This is a genomic window from Sphingopyxis sp. GW821-FHT12C06 (assembly GCF_058807415.1).
On the sequence record NZ_JBXAQR010000007.1, the window covers coordinates 194,055 to 216,077 of the forward strand.

Consider the following 22,023-nt stretch of genomic DNA (forward strand, 5'->3'; position numbering starts at 1 on the left):
GCGCAGGACTTCGGATCGCACAGCGTCCCTCCGGAGCACCGAAGTACCACTCCGACGCATCCCGGACCAACCACCCCGTCACATGCCCATATCGATCCCGCGCGAGCGGCCGATGGTCCAGTCGATCCCAGCCGGTTTGACGATGCCTGTGACCTCTTTCCCGACCGCCTTCTCGAGCATGGGGCGCCACGGCACGAGCGTGAACTCCTTCGACTTTTCGACCAGCGCAAATTTGCCGTCGCCGATCGTCACGCTGCGCGTGAGCCTCCCCTCGATCTTCTCGCCGGTGCGGACTTCGATGAAGTTCAGTCCCAGCTCTTCGCCGAGCTGCGCCGCAACGCGGCGAAGCTCGCGCTGCTGAAGCACCGCGACAAGGTTGTGAGCATATAGCGTGCGATCGCCATCGACCTCGGCGAGTTGCTGCTCGATCAGCCATTGCCTACGGACATCCTGCGCCTTGCGAACTTCGGCACCGAACCCGCGTTCGAGCCGAACCGGCTTCACCGAGACCAGCTCATGGTCGAGCCAGGTCGCACCGTCGTGTCGCGCGAGGTCCTTGAGCCCGCGCTCGGCAAGCGTGTCGATGATGACGGGATGTTTCTGGTTCTGCTCGCGTTCGTATGCGGTCGCGCGCTCAAGATGATCGGGCGCGATCCTCCAGCTGCCATCGGGCTCGCGCACGACGCTGCGCGCGAGCTTGCGCATGGCCTCCAGCCGCCGGACATGGGCCTGAATGAAACGCTGGCTCGCCGTTCCATCGTGAAGCGCATGAAGCTCGGCGCTGTATCGGCCGCCATTGGCTCTGGCGATCGCATCGACCGTCTGGTCGACTTTTCGCGCGATGGCCCGCGCCGGCGTGATCGACACGATCGCCCCCGTCGCGATCGGCTCGTCATGTTCGCCGATATCGACATAATGGCTGCGGCCATCGACGGCATCGACGATCAGATAATGTCGGTCGGCGTGCTCGTCGGACAGGCCGCGCGTGACGATGCGGCCGACAATCGTCTGGCCATCCTTCGGATCGAAGATCGCCTGGTCGATCGCCGGACGGCCGGGCAGTTCCTGCCGGAGCATGCGCTGCATCGTGATGATGATGTCGCCGCGCTCCCCCATCCGGCGCAGCTTCTCCTCCAGCCCGTCGTCCAGCTTCCAGCTGCCCTGCCCGATTTCGGTGGCGAGGCCGAGCTTGCCCAACGTCTGCAACCGCCCTGCCCGCAAACTCTGCTCATGCGGGTCGGAATGGACCGCGCGCGCGATGCCATGCTCGGCTGATGCGAGCATCCGGCGATCGATCCCGGTCAGACGGTGCTGATCGATGTCGCGTCGATCGCTGCGCTCCATCTCGAGACGCGTGCGCGGCCCGAGATCATCGTTGACGATCTCCATCGCGCGCTCGCGCAGGCCCTGCGCGATATAGGCCGGGGTGATCACCAGATTCTGCCCGCGATCGTCGACGCCGCGGATCATGATATGGCTGTGCGGATGGCCGGTGTTGAAGTGATCGACTGCCACCCAGTCGAGCTTCGTTTTCAGATCGGCCTCGGCCTGGCTCATCAGCCGCCGGACCACCGATTTCAGATCTTCATATTGGTCGCCATCCTCGGGCGAGACGATGACCCGGAACTGGTGGCGATCACCGTCGCAGCGGGCGAGAAAGGATTTGCCGTCGGCGACGTCGGTGTCAGGCCCGTAAAGCTCGCCGCGCTCGCCTGCGCGGGTCGTGCCGTCGCGCTGCAGATAACGCAGGTGCGCCCGCGCGCCGCCGATGCCCTTCGCGCCGATGCGAACGATGCGCGTTTTGACGATCACCCGGCGTGCGTCCGAACGGGCATAGCGATCGGACGATGACAGCAGCGCGGCAACCGGGCCGCCGCGCCCGATCCGCTCGCCGGTGAAGCGGCGCCTGGAGGAAGACTTTCCTACCCCGGCGCGGTTCCGGCGCAGCAGCAGTTCGGCACGAATGCTTTTATCGTGGCCGACGCGGCCGAGCCACAGCTCGAAATCATTGTCATCGATCATCGCCGATCCTCCCGGACAGAAAGAACCGATGAGGGAAGCGCCGGGCCGTGCTTCAAGTATCTCCAGTTTTACCTCGCGGAAAGCCCGCGCAAATCCGCCAAAAATGATGGCCGGATCTCGCGAACGGGAGACTGGCCGATATCGAGCCTCTAAAAAAATAGACGTGAAGACAATGAGTTAGGGCCAGATAAGGAGCCCTAACCTGTATCTTGCCCTCCCTTAAAACCCCTGTATTTCCGCCAAAATCATCTCATCCACCCAGCAATTCAGGCCGACAGACGCGCCTCGCAAACTTGGCGAACAAGGCCTTCCAGCACGCCGACGCGCTCGCCGATCCAGGTGAGTTCCTCGGCACTGATTTCGTAATGCGGCGAGTAGCGCGCGTTCACATAGGCTAGTCGCAGAAGCTCGAAACAACGGCGCTGGAACTTGTCGCCGCGCGGCCAAGCCTCAACCAGTTCGGGCGCGATCTGCTCGCATTGCGAGCGCAGAAAGTTGAGGCGATGCGACTTCGGACTGTAGAGCGAGAGCACCAGAAGTGCGCAATGATAGAAGCGCTCCGCCGCTTGGTGAAAGTTGAAAGCTGCCTCTTTTGGACCGCCATCCATTACCAAAAATTCGGCGGCGCGTTTGAATTTCACCGCGCTGGTAAACCACTCTTCGAAGTGCTTTTGCGCTTCAATTTTGGCTTCGTCGGCGGGCAAGTTACGCGGCTGCGCAAACTCATACCCTTCGGCTTCGTAGAGCGCGATGCCCTGCTCAACGATATCTATGAAGAAAGGCCGCCCGCGCTCGAGCTGCGCGTTCACATCCTTGAGCGAATGAACGATGAAGCTCACCGGTGCGCTGAGGGTCACACTGATCGTGACCTCCCGCATGAGCCGATCCTCGGCGGCGGACCAATGCTCGAAGTCAGTCAGTCGATCGTAATTGACCACGATCAGAATGTCATAATCGGAGGTGTAGCCGCCGACCGGATCGTCGACCCAGTCGCCCCGCGCGTAGCTGCCATAGAGGACGATCTTGAAGATACGGCCCTTGCGGTTCCAGTCCGCATTGCCCCGTGCATGCGCGGTTTCGAATTCCTCGAACAGGATGCGCACGACATCGGCGAGTTCGCGCTGCTTGGACTGCGGAAGATGATCGAGGCTCGTGTGCATAAGAGGATCAGCCTAGCAAGGCGGAGTCGGGAGCGCACCCCGATTATGACCGGGGTGGACGCAATTTCCGCAGGCGAGGAAAAAGAGAGAAGCAGCGCCCTCACGGGCGCCGCTCCCGAGGCGTTCAGCGCGCTGTCGCATAGGCTTCGAGCGCCTCGGCCTGCATCGCGAACTCGCGCTTGCCGAGCATCGCCTGCACATGATCCTGTTCGTCGACGATCAGGACCGCGACATAATAGCGATCGCCCATCCGCCCCATTACAGCCATGCGGTCGAGCAACGCGTCCTCGTCATCGAGGCTTTCATAGCAACCGAGCCAACGCTGCGTGTGCCGCGCCTCCCAGACAAAATCGGCATCCTCCGCCTCGATAAACTGCCGCGCCAGCCCTTGTGCCGCAGCCCCGCCGAACTCGATTTCGAGCCCCGCCACGAGCCGTTCAAATGTGCGATTTGCTACAGTACCGATTGCCGAATGGAACATGATCCTTCTCCTCAGATGGACGTCCTCCTCATCGAGGACATCGTCCCGAAGACGGGCGGCGGCGCGGCTGTCAGGGCCGCCGGAGCGCAGCGCAGGCGCCGCGAAGCGGCGGTGGGGGGAACCGATTTGCGCAGCAAATTGGGGGGCACCCGCCGGCCTTGCACAGCCGCGCCGCCGCCCGTCACACTCGGCCTTGCCGAGCCGAGCCCTCCCCCCCCCCCCGGCCTTGTGCCCGCGCCGCAGGCGCACAAAAAGCCCCCGCACCAAGGCTGGTGCGGGGGCGCGAAGAACCGCGATCAATCGGCGGGATTCCAGATGAGCGCATAGCTGTCGTCGTCATCCTGGCCCGCCGCGCGGCCGAGATTGGCATAGAGGCGGCGCGGCCCGAACTCGGGGGCGGCGAGGCTCAGCGACACATAGGGCTCGCCCGATAGCTGGCCGGTGCGGACCCAGCCCGCGCCGATTTCGACGCCGTCCGAGTATACCCGGTAATCGGGCTGGGTCTCGCCGGCCTTGCTGCGGTTGGTCCGGACTTCGATGCTCGCACGGATCGAGAGCGTCTTGAGCTGCCCGACAAAACCCTTGTCGATGCTGCCGTTCACATAACCGATGGCTGCCATTGTTCGTCTCCTCAAAATCGCCGCAGGGTCCATCCCCGCGGCATGGGCGGACCAGGAATCGGCGCACGAGGGTCGCCGCGAACCCGCAAGGGCCGCAGCGCGAGCGGAGGACTTGAGGCGGGGGATTATTTGTAGCGAAGCGGCCGCGAGGAGCCCGCGCCAGCGGGCGGGGACATAATCCCCCGCCGATGGTTTCGCGGGGGCCCGCGCCGGTTCAGGTCGATCGCCCGGCGCCGGGGAATGGGCCTGCCGGACTCGCATCGGGAGACGATGTGCAGCGATGGCTGCGTACGGCGCCGACAGGCTTTGAGGCCAGCGAACGCGCGTCATCGCGGTGCAATGCGTGGAGAGCGACCCCCGAAAGGAAGCGTGGCCAGCCACGTGGTCGCATCGCGATTGCGTCCGATCGCGCACGTCGCAGCCGATGCCCGCGCACAGGAATATTATTGTCTATCAAGCCCCTCCCGCTCGCTTTTGGCGCTTTCATCCAATGCCCGTCGCGCCGGGCACGTCATAGGGCGCGGCGACGACATCTTCCGCCGACCGGAGCCTGCAGCGACCCGCAGCCTCCAGCGATCTGTGGTGGCGATGATTCCGATCATCGGCTGGGCGGCGCGAGGAGCAATCCCCGCGCCGCCCCTTTTTCTCTTTCCTGTTTTTCGCGCGGCGGCGCCGCTTGCGGCGTCGACGCGCGCGCCGCCCAAATATCATCGCGCCGTCCCGCCCCGCGCCAGCGGGAGGGACGGCGCGATGTCTGCAAGCGCGCGCGGGAAAGGCGAGCGCCCGAGCGCTCGCCTCCCATCTCATGCCGCGAGCGGCGGAACCTCGTCGAGGCCGTGCCCGTTCCCGATATCCTCGCCCACCGCATCGGGATCGGGGTCCGGCGCGGCGCCATCGACCGGTTCGGGGCCGGACATTCGCTCGCAGTCCGCGAGCCAGAGCGCCTCGGCCTCAACGCTGCCAACCCCGCCGCGCCCAGTGTAGGCAGCGGGAGGAAATGCCATCCACTTTGGCACCCATGGTGCGACCTGCGCGCGTCCGTTTGCACCGTCCAGATGGTCGGCGATGATCGCTTTGAGCGCCTTCGCCTTCTCCTTGGCATTGGCGCTCGCAACCTTGTCCCCCGCGACGTCACCGACGATGGCGAGCAGGACTTCGCGGTCGCGAAGCTGGTCGAAGAAGGCCGCGTCGGCGCGCCAATGCGTCCGCATGTCGGTTCCAAGATGAAGGCCGATCGCCTCGACCGCCGCGCTTCCCGCTTGCAGCGTCTCGCCCATCACGATCGCGACGATCTCCATCACAACCGGGTCCGGCAGTTCCAGAAGCCGCGCGAACACCGACCCGAAAGGGACGCTGTTATAGCCCGTTCCCACGACCGTCGGCGCTTCGGGGTCGAAGCCGAGCACGGCGAGCACCGCGCGCCGCTGCAGGTCGAACGCGGTTTCCGCGCTCGATGTTTCGACGCTCTCCGCGATCTCTTCTTTGGGTGCCGCCTGCTTCTCGACATCGACGCGCCAGAGGTCGGCGCGCGCGATGACATGCGCGACCATCGCGCGCAGCGCGACCGCTCCATGCCCGACCAGATCGGCGCGCACGGCGGCATGGCGATGAAGGTCGATATAGGCATTCATCGCCGAGGTGACCTCGGGTCGCACGGGCTTGGCCACCGCCGCCGCCTCACCACCCCCCTCACCGCGTGCGCCGCGCGCCGCCTCCTTCGCCGTGAGATAACCTTCGTGGAATGTGACCTCGCCATTGTCGCGCACTTCGACATAGACGCGCCCGCCCCTGCGCTTGGGCGCCTTGGCGTAATCCCACGACCGGAACCAGTCGCCGCGCGCGAGCAGCACGACATCGGCCCAACCGGCTTCGATATAGGCCAGCTTGCGCGCTTCGATCTCGGCCATCTGCGCGGACCAGAAAGCATCGCCATCGGCAAAGAAGCGCTCGTCGCCGAACAGGTCGGCGATGATCGCCGCCCCGCTCGCGTCGGCGTCGAACAGCGCATATTTGACCGCGATAGCGGTGCCGCCGAACAGCCATGCCTTTAGTTGATGACCGGTCGGGCAATAGGCCTCGGCGTCATCGTGCAACGCAAGCCATGCGGTCTGCTGGCTTTTGGATGCAAGGGTCAGATGACGCACCGTCGCCGCGTCGATCTCGCCGCCGCGATAGAGGGTGCGAATACGCGGCAGCAGCGCCCCCAGAGCGAGAATGCGCTTCACCGCCGACGCCTCGAACCCGAAGATGTCGGCGACCTCCTCGACGTTGCGGCCCGCCTTGACGAGTGCGACGAAGGCTTCCCATTGGCTGACCTCGTCGGGCCGAACCCGCGCGAGGTTTTCGAGCATCGACGCCTCGATGGCGGCGGCATCGTCAGCGCCGTCGAGAATGGCACAAGGCAAAGGCAGCACGGTCCCGCCCTCGCGCGCGATGGCGCCCACGGCAGTGAAGCGGCGGCGACCGGCAACGATCTCGAAACGGTCCGCCGCGCCATTGGGCCGGACGAGCAGCGGCACGAGAACGCCGCGCGCGCGAATGCTCGGCAGAATGTCGGAAACGTCGGGGTCCCTCCCCTTGCCGCGCATATTGGTCTTCGCAATCGACAGATTGCCCAAATCGATGAAATCGAGCTTCATGGCACTATACCTCTCTCTTCAACCACACCCGGCCCCGGACGGCGGGGCGGGCGGCGAGAAAAGGCAAAGGGACCGCGCCAGAGGGCGGCGCGCACCCAAAGGGCCGCAGCGAAGCGGAGGAGCCGCGCATAGCGCGGCTTGCGCGGCGGCTGAGCGGTCCCACAGCCGCACGCCGACTGCCCCGCAGTCCGTGGACGGCCAGTCGCAGCGCCGCCGCGCGGTCAGCGCGGCGTCATCATCGGAAAACAAACGCGCCCTTGTCGCAGCCGCAGGCGCGGCGGCGTGCGTGCGGCCGCATCGGGTTGGCCATAGCGCAGCTCTGGCCTGGACAGCGCGGAGCGCTGTTCATCCCGGTGCGGGCCAGCCGCCGCCACGCCAAGAAGCGAGACAAGAGCGCAGCGCGGCCAACCGTGCAAACGCGCGACCTCTGGCGGCGCTTGCCGCCGCCAGTGTGCGCCCATTTGAGGCCGCGCACGATTCGCCTGTCCCTCAAACGGCTATTGCGCGCATGCCCTTGGCCTCGGCCTGGTCGAGATAGTCGGCCCACCATTGCATCATTGGCCGGCGATGGGAGAGATAGCGCGCTCCGTTATATGCGGCGCGCACGCCCCGCGGCTGGTGCGCCAGCTGATGCTCGATCCAGTCAGGCTCAAACCGCCCACTCTCATTGAGCACGGTACTAGCCAGGCCGCGAAAGCCGTGAACTGTCGCCTTTCCGCGCAGGCCAAGGCGGTACATGATGTCGAGCATCCGGTTATCGCTGATCACCAGCGATTTCGAGTGAGCGACCGGAAAGAGGTAACGCCCAAGTCGGAAGTTCCCAGCCTTGCGATATATATTCTGGTCGCGAATTTCCTCGAGCAGCTCCAGCGCCTGGCGGGGTAGCGGAACCAGATGCTCGGACCGCATCTTCATGCGCTCAGGCGATATGCGCCACATCGGCTCCGATCCGTCAAGATTCTCGAACTCGTCCCATTCGGCGAAGCGCGTTTCCTGCGTGCGCACCATTGTGAGGATCGTCCAGCGCAAGGCGAGATGACTCATCCGCTCCGCACCGTCGGCGTTCAGCTTCACGAAGAAGGAAGGCAAATCCTTTGCCGCAACTTTCGGCCGATGCTTCACAGGCCGCGACTTGGTCATGGCGGGCGTGAGGTCCCGGCAAGGATCGCTCTCACAGCGACCGTCCGGAATCGCATAGCGGAAGATCTCGCTGCAATGATTCTTCACCCGGTGCGCCATCTCGATCGCACCGCGCGCCTCGATCTTGCGAACCGCCTCAAGCATCTGGCGCGGTGTAATCGTGCCGATATCGAGCTTGCCGATAACCGGGAAAATATCGCCCTCAAGCCGCCCGGACACGAGCGCCGCATAGCGGGGCGTCCAGGCCAGGGTGCGCGTTTGGAGCCATTCGCGTGCGACATGTTCGAACGTGTTGATGGCCTCGATGTCCGGACCTGCGGCCTTGGCCTTTGCGTTCTTTCGCTCTCTGGAAGGATCGAGCCCGAGCGCCAGCTGGTGCTTCATCATCTCGCGCCACGCGCGCGCGGCCAGGAGCGTGGTCTCGGGATAGGCGCCGCCGGAGAGAAGCTTTTGCTTCCCGTCATAGCGATAGGCAAAGCGCCAAAATTTCGCGCCATTTGGCTGAATCAGAATGAAAAGGCCGCCGCTGTCGGCTTTCTTGTAAGGTTTTCCAGCTGGCTTGAAGGCCTTGATCGCCACATTGGTGAGCATGTTGATACCCTTTCTCGCGCCGACCGGTTCGAATCCCGTGCGCAAAAAATGTTGGTAGGAGCGAAATTGCTACCAACAATCTGGGTAAAAAGACGGTGAGCTGCAAGGGGCAGGCCTGAGCGGAAGTGCGATCCCGCCTCAGGATAACCCATTGTTTTCCTTGGTTTCTCTGAGACGTCCTGAGCAACTCTGGAACACTCTAAAAGCACCGGCTGGCTGGGGCGGCAGGATTCGAACCTGCGCATGGCGGCATCAAAAGCCGCTGCCTTACCGCTTGGCGACGCCCCATCGGGCCGGTGCGTGGGCGTCTATAACGCCTGACAACAACTTGGCAAGTTAGCCAATCAAAGCCGCGTGACCCAGCCATGCGGATCGGCGGCGCGGCCGCGCTGGATATTGACCAGCTTGTCCTTGAGCATACCGGTGACTTGCCCCGGCCCGCCAGCCCCGATGGTGAAGCTGGTTTCGCCGCGCGTCACCTTGCCGACCGGCGTCACGACCGCAGCGGTGCCGCAGGCGAAGCTTTCGGTTAATCGACCAGTTTCTGCATCGGCCTGCCACTGGTCGATCGCATAGGGCTCTTCGCGCACGGTCAGTCCGGCGTCGCGGGCGAGCGTGATGATCGCGTCGCGGGTGATGCCGGGAAGGATGGTTCCGGTCAGCGGCGGGGTGACGATGCTGCCGTCGTCGAAGACGAAGAACATGTTCATGCCGCCCAGTTCCTCGATCCAGCGACGCTCGGCAGCGTCGAGGAAAACGACCTGGTCGTGTCCCTTGGCGATCGCCTCACGCTGCGCGACGAGGCTGGAAGCATAGTTGCCACCGCATTTGGCGGCGCCGGTGCCGCCGGGCGCGGCGCGGGTGTAATCTTCCGACACCCAAAGCGAGATCGCCGGCGCGCCCGATTTGAAATAATTGCCGACCGGCGAGGTGATGACGAGGAACTGATATTCGGCCGCGGGCTTGACGCCGAGGAACACTTCGCTCGCGAACATGAAGGGACGCAGATAGAGCGCGCCGCCATCGACCGGGGGGAACCAGTGCGCGTCAGCAGCGACGGCTTCCTTCACCGCGGCGATGAACAGGTCTTCGGGCAGTTCGGCCATCGCCATGCGGCGAGCGCTGGCGTTGAAACGCGCGGCATTGGCTTCGGGCCGGAACAGCGCCATCGAACCGTCGTCGAGGCGATAGGCCTTCAGCCCCTCGAAAATTTCCTGCGCATAATGGAGCACCGCAGTCGCCGGATCGAGCGACAGCGGCCCACGCGGCATCACCTGTGCGTCGTGCCAGCCCTTGTCGTCGCTATAACGGATCGACACCATATGGTCGGTAAAGACGCGCCCGAACATCGGGTCCGCAATCGCCGCCGCGCGTACATCGTCCGTGACCGGATTGGGGTGCGGCAATTTGGCGAAGGCGGGAGCGGTCATGATGAAAACCTATGTTTTGAGGGTTGATCGGTGCGCGCCTCTTGCCAAAAGAGCGCGCCGCGCGCAACGCTAGTCACCATGAACGAGGAAAATTTTCTTTCACAAGTACCGGCCGCCTCTGCACTTTTCTTGCGCGAGGACGAAGTTCGCCGCGGGATCGAATTTCTGTTTTTCGCCCATGCCGCGCTGTGGCGGACGATCGACGCGCGGCTCGCCGAGAAGGAACTGGGCCGGGCGCATTATCGGGCGCTCTATTTCATCGCGCGTCAGCCGGGACTGACGATCACCGATCTGCTCGCTTTGCTGGGGATCACCAAGCAGTCACTGGGCCGCGTTGTCAAGGAATTGGAGGCGCGCGACATGCTGACCACGCGCCCCGGCAATCGCGACCGGCGGCAGAAGGAATTGCGCCTGACCGATGACGGCCGCGCGCTCGAAAAATCGATCTTCGTCCTGCTCCGCGACGCGATGAGTCGCGCCTATACCCATGCCGGGCAACAGGCGGTGACCGGTTTCTGGCAGGTCAGCGAAGCGCTCGTCCCGCCGCGCGACCGGGCACGGGTGGCGGCACTGGGGCGCGAGCCGGGATAAGAGCATCGCCCCTGCGAAGGCAGGGGCAATATTCCATGTCAGCTGTCGCCGCGCGCGAGGTCGGCGAGTTCGCGGCCGCGATCGCGCGCCGCGCGCAGGACGCTGGTGAGTAATGCCGCAAGCTGGCCGTCGCTATCGAGCACGTCCAGCCCCGCCTGCGTCGTGCCGCCCTTGCTGGCGACCTGTGCGATCAGCACGCCGGGTTTTTCGCCGCTGTCGGCGAGCAAAGCGGTCGCGCCTCCGAAGGTCGCGGTCGCGAGCGCCAGCGAATCCTCCGCCGACAGGCCGAGCCGTTCACCCGCCGCGGCGTATGATTCGATCAGGCGAAGAACAAAGGCGGGGCCACTGCCGGTGAAGGCGGTGACGAGATCCATGGTCGAATCGTCCGCGAGCGTGACGATCTGGCCAAGCGGGTCGAGCAGAGCGGTCACCGTCTGCGCGTCGGCATCGCCGAACGAAGCGACCGCCGACACACCCGCGCCGATGCGCGCAGCAAGGTTGGGCAGGATGCGGACCTGCGCCCGGGCATCGGGGAAGCGCGCCGCGAGGTCGGACAGCGACACCCCGGCGAGAATCGACAGCAGATGGGCGTCGCCAGTCGCGAACGGCGCGAGGTCGGCAGCGACCTCGCCCAATTGCTGCGGCTTCATCCCCAGCATCACCCAATCGGCGGAACCACCCGCGGCCTGCCACTCGGCGAGCGACGCATATTGCGTCACACCGTCGCGCGGCGATGCAACGGGATCGACCACCGCGACCTGCGCCGGGTCGAGCCCCGCACCGAGCCAGCGATCGAGCATCGCACCGGCCATGTTGCCGCAGCCGACCAGCAGCAACTGACCGGAGAAATCCCGCAAAGTCTTCGTCATAATATTTCTTTTCTTGTCCTTAGCGGCAGCTGCTTTCGGGACCCGAAATCAGGTCGAGGCAGCGGCCATCGATCTTGGTCGTATCGACCGGCAGGCCGATCAGCGAGGCCAGCGTCGGCAAAATATCGACCGTCATCACCGCATTGGGCTGTTCAAAACCGGCGAGCCCCTTGCGCCAGAAGAGCATCGGAACGCGCCGGTCATAATCCCACACCGACCCGTGCGTCGCAACATAGCCGAGGCCAGATTCGGGAATCGGCGTGACGCGCGGCTTCAGCACGACGATGAAGTCGCCCGACCGCGCCGCGTTATAGGAGGCGCGGAGCTTGTCCATCAGGTTCCAGACGTCCGGTGCACGCTTCGAGACCGGATGCGCGGCGAGCTCTTCGGCGGTCACGACCGCTTCGACCTGACGGTGGGCGCGCAGCCGGGTGGTGATTTCGGCCATTGCGGCCTTGCGCTGCGCCGGGGTCAGCGTCTTCGACAGATAGAAATCGCCGAACGGGCCATCGCCATAGAGCAAGGGCTGCGGCAGGCCGAGCTTTTCGGCAACCGCCTTGCCCAGTGCGTCGGGGGCCAGCGCGGGGTCGACACGCTCGGCGGCGGGCCAGGCGTTCTGGCGATTGCGTTCGGGCAGGTCGTGCCCGCCATGATCGGCGGTCAGCGCGACGGCATAGTCGATCCCGGTCGCGTCCATCCGCGCGAAGAAATCGCCGAGTTCGCGGTCGAGTCCGGCCATTTGCAGGCACATTTCGGCGCCTTCGGTGCCGACGCCGTGCCCGACATAATCAGTGGCCGACAGGCCAAGGATCAAGAGGTCGGTGGTGTCGCCTTCGCCGAGCTTGCGCGCCTGGCGCAGCGCGGCACCGGCGGCAAGCACCGCGCCATCGGCCTCGGGCGAGGCCATAAAGCGGCGGAAGTCGCCGCCGTCGCGCGCGAGGCGTCCGGTGCCGACAGTGCCGCCCTTGTCGATCGGGATCGCGATATCCTGCGCGGCGCAGTCGGCGGGGAGTGTCAGCCCGGCGCGCGGCTGCGCGATCGCAGCGGCGATCGCGGCTCCCGCCTGCGTCGCGGTCGGCGACAAGGTGGTGCCGCGATAGCTGGTGAGACCGCCGGGGAAGAGCCACATCAATTCGTCGGCCTGATGCCCGCCCATCATGATTGCCGCGCGATCCTTGCCTGCGACCGAGACGACCTGCGCCTTGAGATCGCGTGCCTTCATCAGGTCGCCGAGTGTCGGGACGAGCAGATGCTTCACCGACGGCGCATATTTGCCGCTGCCCGAGGTCGTTCCCTCGACGCTTTCATCCTCGGCGCAATAGAGGCGTTTGTCCGCGCGCGGCGTCGACAGATCGAAATAATTGTTCGCGATGATCCCGGTACGCGACGGGTGGCTGCCGGTCAGAATCGTCGAATGGCCGGGGCAGGTTTCGGTCGCGCCATGCGACTGATATCCCGACGGAAAGACGACGCCCGAGGCAAGCCGCGCGAGGCCGCCGGTGAAATGGCCACGATATTGGGCGAACAGGTCGGCAGAGAATTGGTCGACCGCAATCATGATCAACAGCTTCGGCGGCGGCGTCGCGGCGGTCACTTTCTGGGCGGGCGTGGGCTGGACCGGAGCGGGCGCATCCTGCGCAAGGCTGGCACCAGCGCCGGCAACGCAAAGGGCGGCCGCGAGGGCGGTGGTCAGGCTTTTGATCGTCACAAGCGTGTCTCCGTATCTGGGTCCATCAGCGCGGGCTGTCCTCTCGGCGAAAGCCGCCTATATGGCAAGCCTCGAACGATGGATATGGCGGGACGGCATGGCGCGCGTGAACGAAGCTTTTGTGACAGGTACGTGGCGCGCGATGCTGGCGATGCTGGCGCTCATCCTGTTCGCGCCAAGCCCGGCGGCAGCGGCCTCCACGCATATCCAGGCGAAGCTTGTCGCCGAATCCGCGACCCCTGCACCCGGCGGCGCCACGACAATCGCGCTCACCATGGCCCCCGAAAAGCCATGGCATGGCTATTGGGCCAATGGCGGCGATGCGGGATTTGGAATGGCGGTCGAATGGAATGCGCCCGAAGGCGTGACCGTCGGCGCCTTTCGCTATCCCGTGCCGGACGCGCTGATCCTGTTTGGCATGATGAACCATGTCTATGAGCATCCCTATGCGCTGCTCGCCGACGTCCGCATTGACAAAAGCGTCGCGCCGGGCACCGATTTGACGCTGTCGGGGGTCGCCAACTGGCTGGCCTGCACCGACAAGGTGTGCGTCCCCGAAAAGGCGGTGATCTCGGTCGCGCTGAAGGCGGGCGATGGTATGATTTCAGCGGCGTCGCGTACGCAGTTCGACGGTTGGCGCGCGCTGCTGCCACAGCCACTCGACCGTGCGGGAAGATGGGAACGGCGCGGCGAGACGCTGCGCTTCGCCATCCCCCTGCCCGCCGCGACCACGCTCGACGCACCGCATCTTTTCCTCGAGACGCGCGAGGTCGCCGATTATGCGGCGCCGCAGGCGTTCAGTCGTAACGGCGACCAGATCATCATCGAAACCAAAGCCAAAGGCGATGCGTCGGGCGCGGTCGCGGCGCTGCTGAAGCTGGACGACGGACGCGGGCTGACGGTGCGCTTCGAACCGGGTGCGGTTCCGGCGGCGGGTGAGGCAATCGCGACGCGCGCGAGCGGGATCGACATGGGGCTGTTCTGGACCGCGCTCGGCGGCGCGATCCTCGGCGGGCTGATCCTGAACCTGATGCCGTGCGTCTTTCCGATCCTGAGCCTGAAGGCGCTGAGCCTTGCGCGGTCGGGCGGCGATGCGCGCGGCGCGAAGGTCGAGGCACTAGCCTATACCGCGGGCGCGATCGTCACCGCGCTGTTGCTCGGCGGGGTGTTGCTAGCGCTGCGCGCGGTGGGTGAGCAAGTGGGCTGGGCGTTTCAGTTGCAGCATCCGGTGAGCGTGCTGGTGCTGTTGATTCTCGCCATCGCGATCACGCTCAACCTGCTCGGCACCTATGAGCTGCCGAGCTTTGGCAAAGGGCAAGCGCTGACCGCGAAGAGCGGTGCGGCAGGCGGCTTCTGGACCGGTGCGCTCGCGGCTTTTGTGGCGACGCCGTGCAGCGGGCCACTGCTCGGTGCGGCATTGGGCGCGACGCTGGTGCTGCCAGCATGGGCGGCTTTACCGATCTTCGGTGGTTTGGGGCTAGGCCTTGCCCTGCCCTTCCTTGCCGTCGGCTTCGTCTCCGCCCTGCGCAACCGACTGCCCAGACCGGGGCCATGGATGGCAAAGTTCCGCCAATGGATGGCGCTGCCGATGGGACTGACGGCGCTGGCGCTCGGGTGGCTTCTATGGAGGCAAGCCGAAAGTGTCGGCGCATGGGCTGCATTCGGCGCACTGGTATGGACGACGGCACTGCTCCAATCGATCGGCCAGCGCCAACGAGGAAAAGGATCCGGATGGTTTGTCCTGCTTCTCCTGCTCGTCCTGCTCATATCGACGATCGCCGACGTGCAAAAGCTGGCCAACCGCCCTCAAACCGAGGTTGCATCGACGACGTCAGGTTCGGCCTTCTCTCCTGAAGCCCTCGCCAAGGCCCGCTCCACCGGCAAGCCCGTCTTCGTCTATTTCACCGCCGACTGGTGCCTGTCGTGCAAGGCGAACGAGGCGGGCGCGATCAACCGCGAGGCGGTGCAAAAGGCGTTCGACAAGGCGGGTGTGATCACGCTCGTCGGCGACTGGACCAACGGCGACCCGGCGATTACCCGTACCCTCGCCCAACTGGGGCGCAACAGCGTGCCGCTCTATCTCTGGTACGCGCCGGGTGCGGCGCAGCCCGAAATCCTGCCGCAAATTCTGACGCCGGGGATGTTGACCGACAAGGCGGAGAAACGCTGATGGCCAAGCAGCGCGCCGACCAGTTGCTCGTCGACCGCGGGCTCGCCGAAAGCCGGACGCGCGCGCAGGCGCTGATCCTTGCCGGGCTCGCCTTCATCGGCGACCGCAAGATCGACAAGGCAGGGCAGCAGGTGGCCGATAATGCCGAGATCAGCGTCAAGGGCCGCGACCATCCGTGGGTGTCGCGCGGCGGCATCAAGCTCGATCATGCACTGACGCATCTCGGCTGGGATGTCGCGGGTGCGGTCGCGATCGATGTCGGATCGTCAACCGGCGGCTTTACCGATGTGCTCCTCAGTCGCGGAGTGGTGCGCGTCTATGCCGTCGATTCGGGAACCAATCAGCTCGCGTGGAAATTGCGGCAGGACGAGCGCGTCATCGTCCATGAACAAACGAGCGCGCGGATTTTGACGCCGTCGCATATCCCCGAGCCCATCGACCTGATCGTCTGTGACGCGAGCTTTATCGCGCTGTCAAAGGTGCTGCCGGTGCCGATGGGCTTTGCCCGCGATGGCGCGCGCATCGTCGCGCTGATCAAGCCGCAGTTCGAGGCCGAACGGCACGAAGTCGGCAAGAAAGGCGTCGTGCGCGACGCCGAAGTCCACGCCCGGGTGTGCGCCGAAACGCGCGGCTGGCTGGAGGGTGCGGGCTGGTCGGTGCTCGATCTGGTCGAAAGCCCGATCACCGGTCCCGAGGGCAATGTCGAATTTCTGATCGCTGCGGCGAAGCGAGCCGCTTGACGCTGGGCGCGCCAGCCGCAACACGTGTCGCCCTCAGTATCGACAGTGGGGGGTCGTATCTATGAGTGAAATCGCTACGCCGGGTCAGTTGCGCATGTCCTATTTGCGCTGGGCGCTGGTCACGGTGCCCGCGACCGTGCTGATCGGCAGCCTGTCGGGGCTGTTGTCGAACAGCGGCTATAGCAATCGCTGGTTCGCGGCGCTCGACCTGCCCCCGATCACACCGCCGGGCTGGGTGTTCGGCACCGTCTGGCCGATCCTCTATGTGTGCCTGGGACTCTCGCTGGCGATAATCCTCCATGCGCGCGGCGCGCAGGGGCGCGGCTTTGCGCTGCTGCTCTTCTTCGTCCAGCTGATCGCCAATTTCGCCTGGTCCCCGCTGTTCTTTGGCGCGCATCAGGTGACGACGGCGCTGTATCTGATCATCTTCATCCTGATGCTGACAGTTGCCGCCGCCTTCGCCTTTGCATCGATCCGCAGGGCGGCGGCGTGGCTGCTCGTCCCCTATATCGCGTGGCTGGCCTTTGCGGCGGTCTTGAATTTCCAGATCGACCAACGCAATCCCGACGCCGAAAACAAAGGGGTTGTCGTCCCCGCTGCCAGCACCCAAATAGGGTGACGGCAAGGGGCATACGCCCGACGAAGGAAGTTTAAAATGCAGAGCGAAAACCGCTTTTTCGACGATCTGGCCAAAATGGTGAACGGCGTCGCCGGAACCGTGGCGGGCGCCGGCCGCGAAGCCGAATCCGCGATGCGCGAGCGCGCCAAGGAATGGATCGGCCGCATGGACTTCGTCAGCCGCGAGGAATTTGAGGCTGTGAAGAAAATGGCCGCGACCGCGCGCGCGGAGGCCGAAGCGCTGAAAGCGCGGCTCGACAAGCTGGAAGGCGTGGCGAAGCCTGCCGCGGCTCCGAAGGCAGCCGCGAAGCCCAAAGCCGCACCGAAAAAATGACCGTCGCCCCGGCGAAAGCCGGGGTCTCACCCTCGCGCCCTTACGCACCATGGAGACCCCGCCCTGCGCCGGGGGCCGATTGCTGGTGGGGCTTACGACTCGCCACTCCCGCCAAACCCCGCTAAAGGCGCGCGCATGAGCGACGATATGTACGATGACGACGACGGCCAGGACGCAGCACCGATGGAAATGCTGGCGTCCTATTTCGCCGCGCACGACTGGCCGCACGAGATGGTCGGCGAGGATGAGATTGTCGCAACCGCGCAGGGCAGCTGGACGACCTATGAGCTCCGCGCGGTCTGGCGCGCCGAGGATGGCGTCATTCAGTTGCTCGCCTTTCCCGATATTCGCGTTGTCGAGGACAAGCGCACCGTCGCGCACGAGGCGCTCGCGCTGATCAACGAACAATTATGGCTCGGCCATTTCGAGCTTTGGTCGAACAGCGGGACGATCCTGTTCCGCCACGGCATGCTGCTCGGCGGCGACGGATCGCTCTCGCTCGACCTCACCGAAACGCTGATCGAAAGCGCGATCGACGAATGCGAGCGCTTCTACCCCGTGTTCCAGTTCGTGCTGTGGGGCGGAAAATCGCCCACAGAGGCGCTCGCCGCATCGCTGATCGACACGCGCGGCGAGGCTTGACCGCCTAGCGCTTTTCGAAGCGCGTCAGCCCCGGCCCCAATTCATTCGTCCCGATCGCCAGCGGCTCGCCGCTCCAGTCGGCGACGAACACCGACGTGCGTCCGATGCCGCCGGGCAGCCGAGCGCGATTGCCCTCGATCGACAGGCCGCGCGAGGGGTTATCCCGGCCTTCGGGCGCGACGGTGATGAACGCCGAGTAATTTTCCTTGTCGCGGCCCTGAACGAACAAATTGTTCGCAATCCGCCCCGTCGCCCCCGACGACAGGTCGATCATGTAGTTGGTCGCGCTTCCCTGGCTGTCGTCGAAGCTGTTATCGCTGACGTCGACCTGCCTGGCGCGGGTTTTCAGATAATGGCCGCCGCTGCCCTTTTCGAAACGGGTGCGGCTGACGACGACGCGGCCATAGACGCCGGTGTAAACGCTGTGCGCGCAGCTCAATCCGCGGTCGCAGCGGCCGAGGCGCGAGAAGGTCGAACGGTCGATCGTCAGCGTCGCGGCCGGATCGTCGGCGGTCAATATGCCCTCCTCACTGTTGCGGAAGAGGCTGTTCGCGACATCGAGATTGCTTTTTTCAAGCCGGATGCCCGCGCCATTGCCGTCCGGCACGCGCATATTCTGGAACACCAACCCGTCGACGCGCGCGCCCGCGCCGCGCAGCACCAGCGCCGCCTTGCCCTCGCACGTCACCCCGTCGAAGATCGCCCGGCCAGGCTCCGCAGCGACAAAGGCAATGCGCCCCGCAGTCTGCACCGCGCAGTCACGGTGATAGCCGGGTGCGACACGGATCGTGCCTTCGCCGTCGCCGATTGCATCGACCGCACCCTGCAACCGGCCGAAACCGCGTCCCGATTCGGTGACGACATAAGGCGCGGCACCGGATTGCGCGGGCGCGGACGCCGGCACGAGCAGTAGAGGAAGGGCGAGCAGCGGCAGCAGCGGCCGACAGAAAGGAGACTTTGCCATGAACGACTTATAGCCGCCCATGGCGCGTTCGTCGCGGGCGAAGCGGGCTAACCGCGCGGCCGTCCCTTTATCGGACAGGCGCATGTATGGCAGTTAACCCGCCGCCTCCGCGAAAGCGGGGGCGACGAGGTTCAATCGAGATTCGGACGCAGCCAGCGCGTTGCGGTGTCCATATCGACCCCACGCCGCTCGGCATAGTCGGCCAGCTGATCGGGGCCGACACGGGCAACACCGAAATAGCTCGCGTCGGGGTGGCCGAAATAGAATCCCGACACCGCAGCCGTCGGCAGCATTGCGAAGCTTTCGGTCAGGATCGCGCCCGAATTGGTCCCCGCGTCGAGCAGATCGAACAGGATCGGCTTGAGGCTGTGGTCGGGACAGGCGGGATAGCCTGGCGCCGGACGGATACCGCGATACTCCTCCTTGACGATCGCCTCGGGGGTCAGCTGCTCGCCCGGGGCATAGCCCCACAGGTCGGTGCGGACATGCGCGTGGAGCCGCTCGGCCATCGCTTCGGCAAAACGGTCGGCGAGCGCCTTGAGCAAAATATCGTTGTAATCGTCATGGACCGCCTTGAAGCGCGCGAGGTGCGGCTCGATGCCGTGGATCGCGACCGAAAAGCCGCCGATCCAGTCGCCGTCGGGGCTTATGAAATCGGCGAGGCACATATTAGGGCGGCCTTCGCGCTTGGCGATCTGCTGGCGCAGGAAAGGGATGCGGATATGCTCCTCGGTCTCTTCGAGATGGATGATCACATCGTCGCCGTCGCGGCGGCACGGCCATAGCGCGGCGACGCTGCGCGCGGTCAGCCAGCCTTCGCTGATAATCGTGTCGAGCATCGCGCGCGCATCGGCATAGAGGCTCGACGCGCTTTCGCCGACGACCGGGTCGGTGAGGATCGCCGGATAGTTGCCCGCCAACTCCCACGCGCGAAAGAAGGGCGTCCAGTCAAACCATTCGACGAGTTCGGCGAGATCCCAATTGCCGAAGGCGTGAATGCCCGGCTTTTCGGGCGGGAAAGGCCGGATATGCTCGTCGATCGCAAAGCCGTTTGCGCGCGCGTCGGCAATGGGGATCAGCGCGCTCTGCCCCTTGTTCGCGCGCACATCGCGGACATGGGCATAATCATCCTTGAAACCCTTCACATAGGCGTCGCGTCCGGTATCGCTGACCAGCGCGGTCGCAACACCGACGGCGCGGCTGGCGTCGAGGACGTGGAGCACCGGCCCCTGATAAGCCGGATCGATGCGCAGCGCGGTGTGAACCTTCGACGTCGTCGCGCCGCCGATCAGCAGCGGCATGGTCATCCCTGCGCGCTGCATTTCCTCTGCCACCGTCACCATCTCGTCGAGCGAAGGAGTGATCAGACCCGACAGGCCGATCATATCGGCGTCATTTTCGTTCGCCGCCTCGAGGATTTTCGTCCAGGGGACCATCACACCCAGATCGACGATTTCGAAGCCGTTGCACTGGAGCACGACGCCGACGATATTCTTGCCGATATCGTGGACGTCACCCTTGACGGTCGCCATCACGACCTTGCCCTTGCCTTTCGCGCCCGGCTCCTTCGCCGCTTCGATAAAGGGCAGAAGATGGGCGACCGCCTTCTTCATCACACGCGCCGATTTGACGACCTGCGGCAGGAACATCTTGCCCGACCCGAACAGGTCGCCGACGACATTCATCCCGTCCATCAGCGGCCCTTCGATCACCTCGATCGGGCGCGGCATCAACAGGCGCATTTCTTCGGTATCGGCAACGACATGCGCGTCGATGCCCTTGACCAGCGCATGTTCGAGCCGCTTTTCGACCGGCCAGCTGCGCCATTCCTCGGCGGCCTTTTCCTGCGCAGGGTTGCTGCCCTTGTAGCGTTCGGCGAGCGCGATCAGCCGTTCTGTCGGGCTTTCGGCCTCGCCCTCGACCTTACGGTTGAGCACGACATCTTCGACCGCCTGCCTGAGTTCGGGGTCGATCGTGTCGTAAACATCGAGCTGCCCCGCATTGACGATCGCCATGTCGAGCCCGGCGGGGATCGCATAATAGAGGAATACGCTGTGCATCGCGCGGCGCACGGTTTCATTGCCGCGAAAACCGAAGGACAGGTTCGACAGCCCGCCCGAAAAATGGACGTGCGGGCAGCGGACGCGGATGATTTTGACCGCCTCGATGAAATCGATGGCATAATTGTCATGTTCCTCGAGCCCCGTCGCAATCGCGAACACATTGGGGTCGAAGATGATGTCTTCCGGCGGGAAACCGATGCCGGTGAGCAGCTTATAGGCGCGCTCGCAAATCTCGATCTTGCGTTCCATCGTGTCGGCCTGCCCGACCTCGTCAAACGCCATCACGACGACCGCAGCACCATAGGCCATGCATTTGCGCGCATGTGCGAGGAAGGGCTCCTCGCCTTCCTTCATGCTGATCGAGTTGACGATCGGCTTGCCGGGAACGCATTTCAGCCCTGCCTCGATCACACTCCATTTCGAGCTGTCGATCATCACCGGCACACGCGCGATATCGGGCTCGGCGGCGATGAGCTTCAGGAAAGTCGTCATCGCATATTCGGCGTCGAGCAGCCCTTCGTCCATGTTGACGTCGATAACCTGCGCACCATTTTCGACCTGCTGGCGCGCGACCTCGACCGCCGCGGCATAGTCATCGGCCATGATCAGCTTTTTGAACGCGGCCGATCCGGTGACGTTGGTGCGCTCGCCGATATTGACGAAAGTGGCAGAGCTATTCGAGGCGGTCATCAAAAAATCCTGAAACGAAATATTAGGCGGCGAGCGGACGGGCGAGAACGAGATCGTCGTAGAGCTTGCCGCCGACGTTGAACTGGCGGGTTCCGATGTCGGAAAAACCCTGTTTTCGGTAAAAGGCGATCGCGCGGACATTATGAGCATAGACGCCGAGCAGAAGCCGGCGATGATCGCTCGCGGCGGCAACCGCCCGCTCCATCAGGGCCGCACCCATCCCGCTGCCGTGAAAACGCGAAAGCGAATAAATGCGCTTGAGTTCGATGTCGCCATCGCGCGCCACCGCAAGGTTGGGTGCGCCGAGCAGCGCAAACCCCACCGGCGCGCCGCCCGGCTGCGCTTCGGCGATCCACGCCCGTGCGCCCGCCGCAAAATAGGCGCGATAGGCCGCGTCATTGTGCTGGGCGGCGCAATGCGCAACGATCGCCTCGCCGTCGAGAATGGCGGCGAAGGTTTCGAGGAAGGTCGCCGCACCCACCAGCGCGAGCGCGGACGCATCGCCCTCCCCGGCTTCCCGGATTCGATAGGATATGCTCGCGGTCATCGCA

The 22,023-nt window shown here is 64.8% G+C and carries 18 protein-coding genes and 1 tRNA gene; 6 read left to right on the plus strand and 13 right to left on the minus strand.

Going from position 1 to position 22,023, the window contains the following annotated elements; genetic code table 11:
* Positions 1 to 78 precede the first annotated feature (78 nt).
* The 8 genes from rlxS to AC1RRJ_RS20195 all read right to left on the minus strand — a co-directional run bounded on the left by rlxS (position 79) and on the right by AC1RRJ_RS20195 (position 10,083).
* Positions 79 to 2,022 (minus strand): relaxase/mobilization nuclease RlxS, encoded by a 1,944-nt coding sequence (rlxS, locus tag AC1RRJ_RS20160; RefSeq protein ID WP_493126039.1) that lies wholly within the window; start codon positions 2,020 to 2,022, stop codon positions 79 to 81.
* A 266-nt stretch (positions 2,023 to 2,288) separates the two neighbouring features.
* On the minus strand, positions 2,289 to 3,182 hold the full coding sequence (locus AC1RRJ_RS20165) for a HEPN domain-containing protein (RefSeq protein ID WP_493126041.1): 894 nt from the start codon (positions 3,180 to 3,182) through the stop codon (positions 2,289 to 2,291).
* Positions 3,183 to 3,306: 124 nt separating this feature from the next.
* Positions 3,307 to 3,663 (minus strand): hypothetical protein, encoded by a 357-nt coding sequence (locus tag AC1RRJ_RS20170; RefSeq protein WP_493126043.1) that lies wholly within the window; start codon positions 3,661 to 3,663, stop codon positions 3,307 to 3,309.
* Positions 3,664 to 3,959: 296 nt separating this feature from the next.
* Entirely contained in the window at positions 3,960 to 4,283 is a 324-nt protein-coding gene (locus tag AC1RRJ_RS20175) for a DUF736 domain-containing protein (protein ID WP_493126045.1), read from the minus strand.
* Between the two features lie 803 nt (positions 4,284 to 5,086).
* The gene (locus tag AC1RRJ_RS20180; RefSeq protein WP_493126047.1) at positions 5,087 to 6,922 is read right to left on the minus strand and encodes a ParB/RepB/Spo0J family partition protein; all 1,836 of its coding nucleotides are present in this window, start codon (positions 6,920 to 6,922) and stop codon (positions 5,087 to 5,089) included.
* A gap of 489 nt (positions 6,923 to 7,411) precedes the next feature.
* Positions 7,412 to 8,653 carry a tyrosine-type recombinase/integrase gene (locus AC1RRJ_RS20185; protein ID WP_493126050.1) on the minus strand — a complete coding sequence of 414 codons (1,242 nt, stop codon included), beginning with the start codon at positions 8,651 to 8,653 and terminating at the stop codon, positions 7,412 to 7,414.
* Between the two features lie 213 nt (positions 8,654 to 8,866).
* Positions 8,867 to 8,941, minus strand: a tRNA-Gln gene (locus AC1RRJ_RS20190).
* Positions 8,942 to 8,997: 56 nt separating this feature from the next.
* Positions 8,998 to 10,083 carry a branched-chain amino acid aminotransferase gene (locus tag AC1RRJ_RS20195; protein WP_493126052.1) on the minus strand — a complete coding sequence of 362 codons (1,086 nt, stop codon included), beginning with the start codon at positions 10,081 to 10,083 and terminating at the stop codon, positions 8,998 to 9,000.
* Between the two features lie 78 nt (positions 10,084 to 10,161).
* Between AC1RRJ_RS20195 and AC1RRJ_RS20200 the strand changes: the two genes are divergently transcribed.
* Positions 10,162 to 10,674, plus strand: a complete 513-nt coding sequence (locus AC1RRJ_RS20200) for a MarR family winged helix-turn-helix transcriptional regulator (RefSeq protein WP_493126054.1) — start codon at positions 10,162 to 10,164, stop codon at positions 10,672 to 10,674.
* 38 nt (positions 10,675 to 10,712) lie between these two features.
* On the opposite strand, the gene proC is transcribed toward AC1RRJ_RS20200, so the two are convergent.
* Complete coding sequence (proC, locus tag AC1RRJ_RS20205) at positions 10,713 to 11,543, minus strand: pyrroline-5-carboxylate reductase (RefSeq protein WP_493126056.1); 831 nt, start codon at positions 11,541 to 11,543, stop codon at positions 10,713 to 10,715.
* Between the two features lie 19 nt (positions 11,544 to 11,562).
* Entirely contained in the window at positions 11,563 to 13,236 is a 1,674-nt protein-coding gene (locus AC1RRJ_RS20210) for an alkaline phosphatase family protein (protein ID WP_493126271.1), read from the minus strand.
* A 112-nt stretch (positions 13,237 to 13,348) separates the two neighbouring features.
* Here AC1RRJ_RS20210 and AC1RRJ_RS20215 point away from each other — a divergent pair, with 112 nt between their 5' ends.
* The 5 genes from AC1RRJ_RS20215 (at position 13,349) to AC1RRJ_RS20235 (ending at position 17,755) form a co-directional block, all read left to right on the plus strand.
* Positions 13,349 to 15,421: a protein-disulfide reductase DsbD family protein gene (locus AC1RRJ_RS20215; RefSeq protein WP_493126058.1), complete on the plus strand. Its 2,073-nt coding sequence runs from the start codon at positions 13,349 to 13,351 to the stop codon at positions 15,419 to 15,421.
* Entirely contained in the window at positions 15,421 to 16,161 is a 741-nt protein-coding gene (locus AC1RRJ_RS20220) for a TlyA family RNA methyltransferase (RefSeq protein WP_493126060.1), read from the plus strand. The genes AC1RRJ_RS20215 and AC1RRJ_RS20220 overlap by 1 nt, the downstream gene beginning before the upstream one ends.
* A gap of 61 nt (positions 16,162 to 16,222) precedes the next feature.
* A complete protein-coding gene (locus AC1RRJ_RS20225; protein ID WP_493126062.1) occupies positions 16,223 to 16,780 on the plus strand; it encodes a TspO/MBR family protein in 558 nt (185 codons plus the stop codon).
* Positions 16,781 to 16,816: 36 nt separating this feature from the next.
* A complete protein-coding gene (locus tag AC1RRJ_RS20230) occupies positions 16,817 to 17,113 on the plus strand; it encodes an accessory factor UbiK family protein (protein WP_493126064.1) in 297 nt (98 codons plus the stop codon).
* Positions 17,114 to 17,248: 135 nt separating this feature from the next.
* Positions 17,249 to 17,755, plus strand: a complete 507-nt coding sequence (locus tag AC1RRJ_RS20235; protein ID WP_493126066.1) for a type III secretion system chaperone family protein — start codon at positions 17,249 to 17,251, stop codon at positions 17,753 to 17,755.
* 4 nt (positions 17,756 to 17,759) lie between these two features.
* On the opposite strand, the gene AC1RRJ_RS20240 is transcribed toward AC1RRJ_RS20235, so the two are convergent.
* The 3 genes from AC1RRJ_RS20240 to AC1RRJ_RS20250 form a co-directional block, all read right to left on the minus strand.
* Positions 17,760 to 18,719, minus strand: a complete 960-nt coding sequence (locus tag AC1RRJ_RS20240; protein WP_493126273.1) for a right-handed parallel beta-helix repeat-containing protein — start codon at positions 18,717 to 18,719, stop codon at positions 17,760 to 17,762.
* Positions 18,720 to 18,850: 131 nt separating this feature from the next.
* Positions 18,851 to 21,472, minus strand: coding sequence for a methionine synthase (gene metH, locus AC1RRJ_RS20245; RefSeq protein ID WP_493126068.1), 2,622 nt, complete (start codon positions 21,470 to 21,472; stop codon positions 18,851 to 18,853).
* A 22-nt stretch (positions 21,473 to 21,494) separates the two neighbouring features.
* The gene (locus AC1RRJ_RS20250; RefSeq protein ID WP_493126070.1) at positions 21,495 to 22,019 is read right to left on the minus strand and encodes a GNAT family N-acetyltransferase; all 525 of its coding nucleotides are present in this window, start codon (positions 22,017 to 22,019) and stop codon (positions 21,495 to 21,497) included.
* Between the last annotated feature and the right edge of the window lie 4 nt (positions 22,020 to 22,023).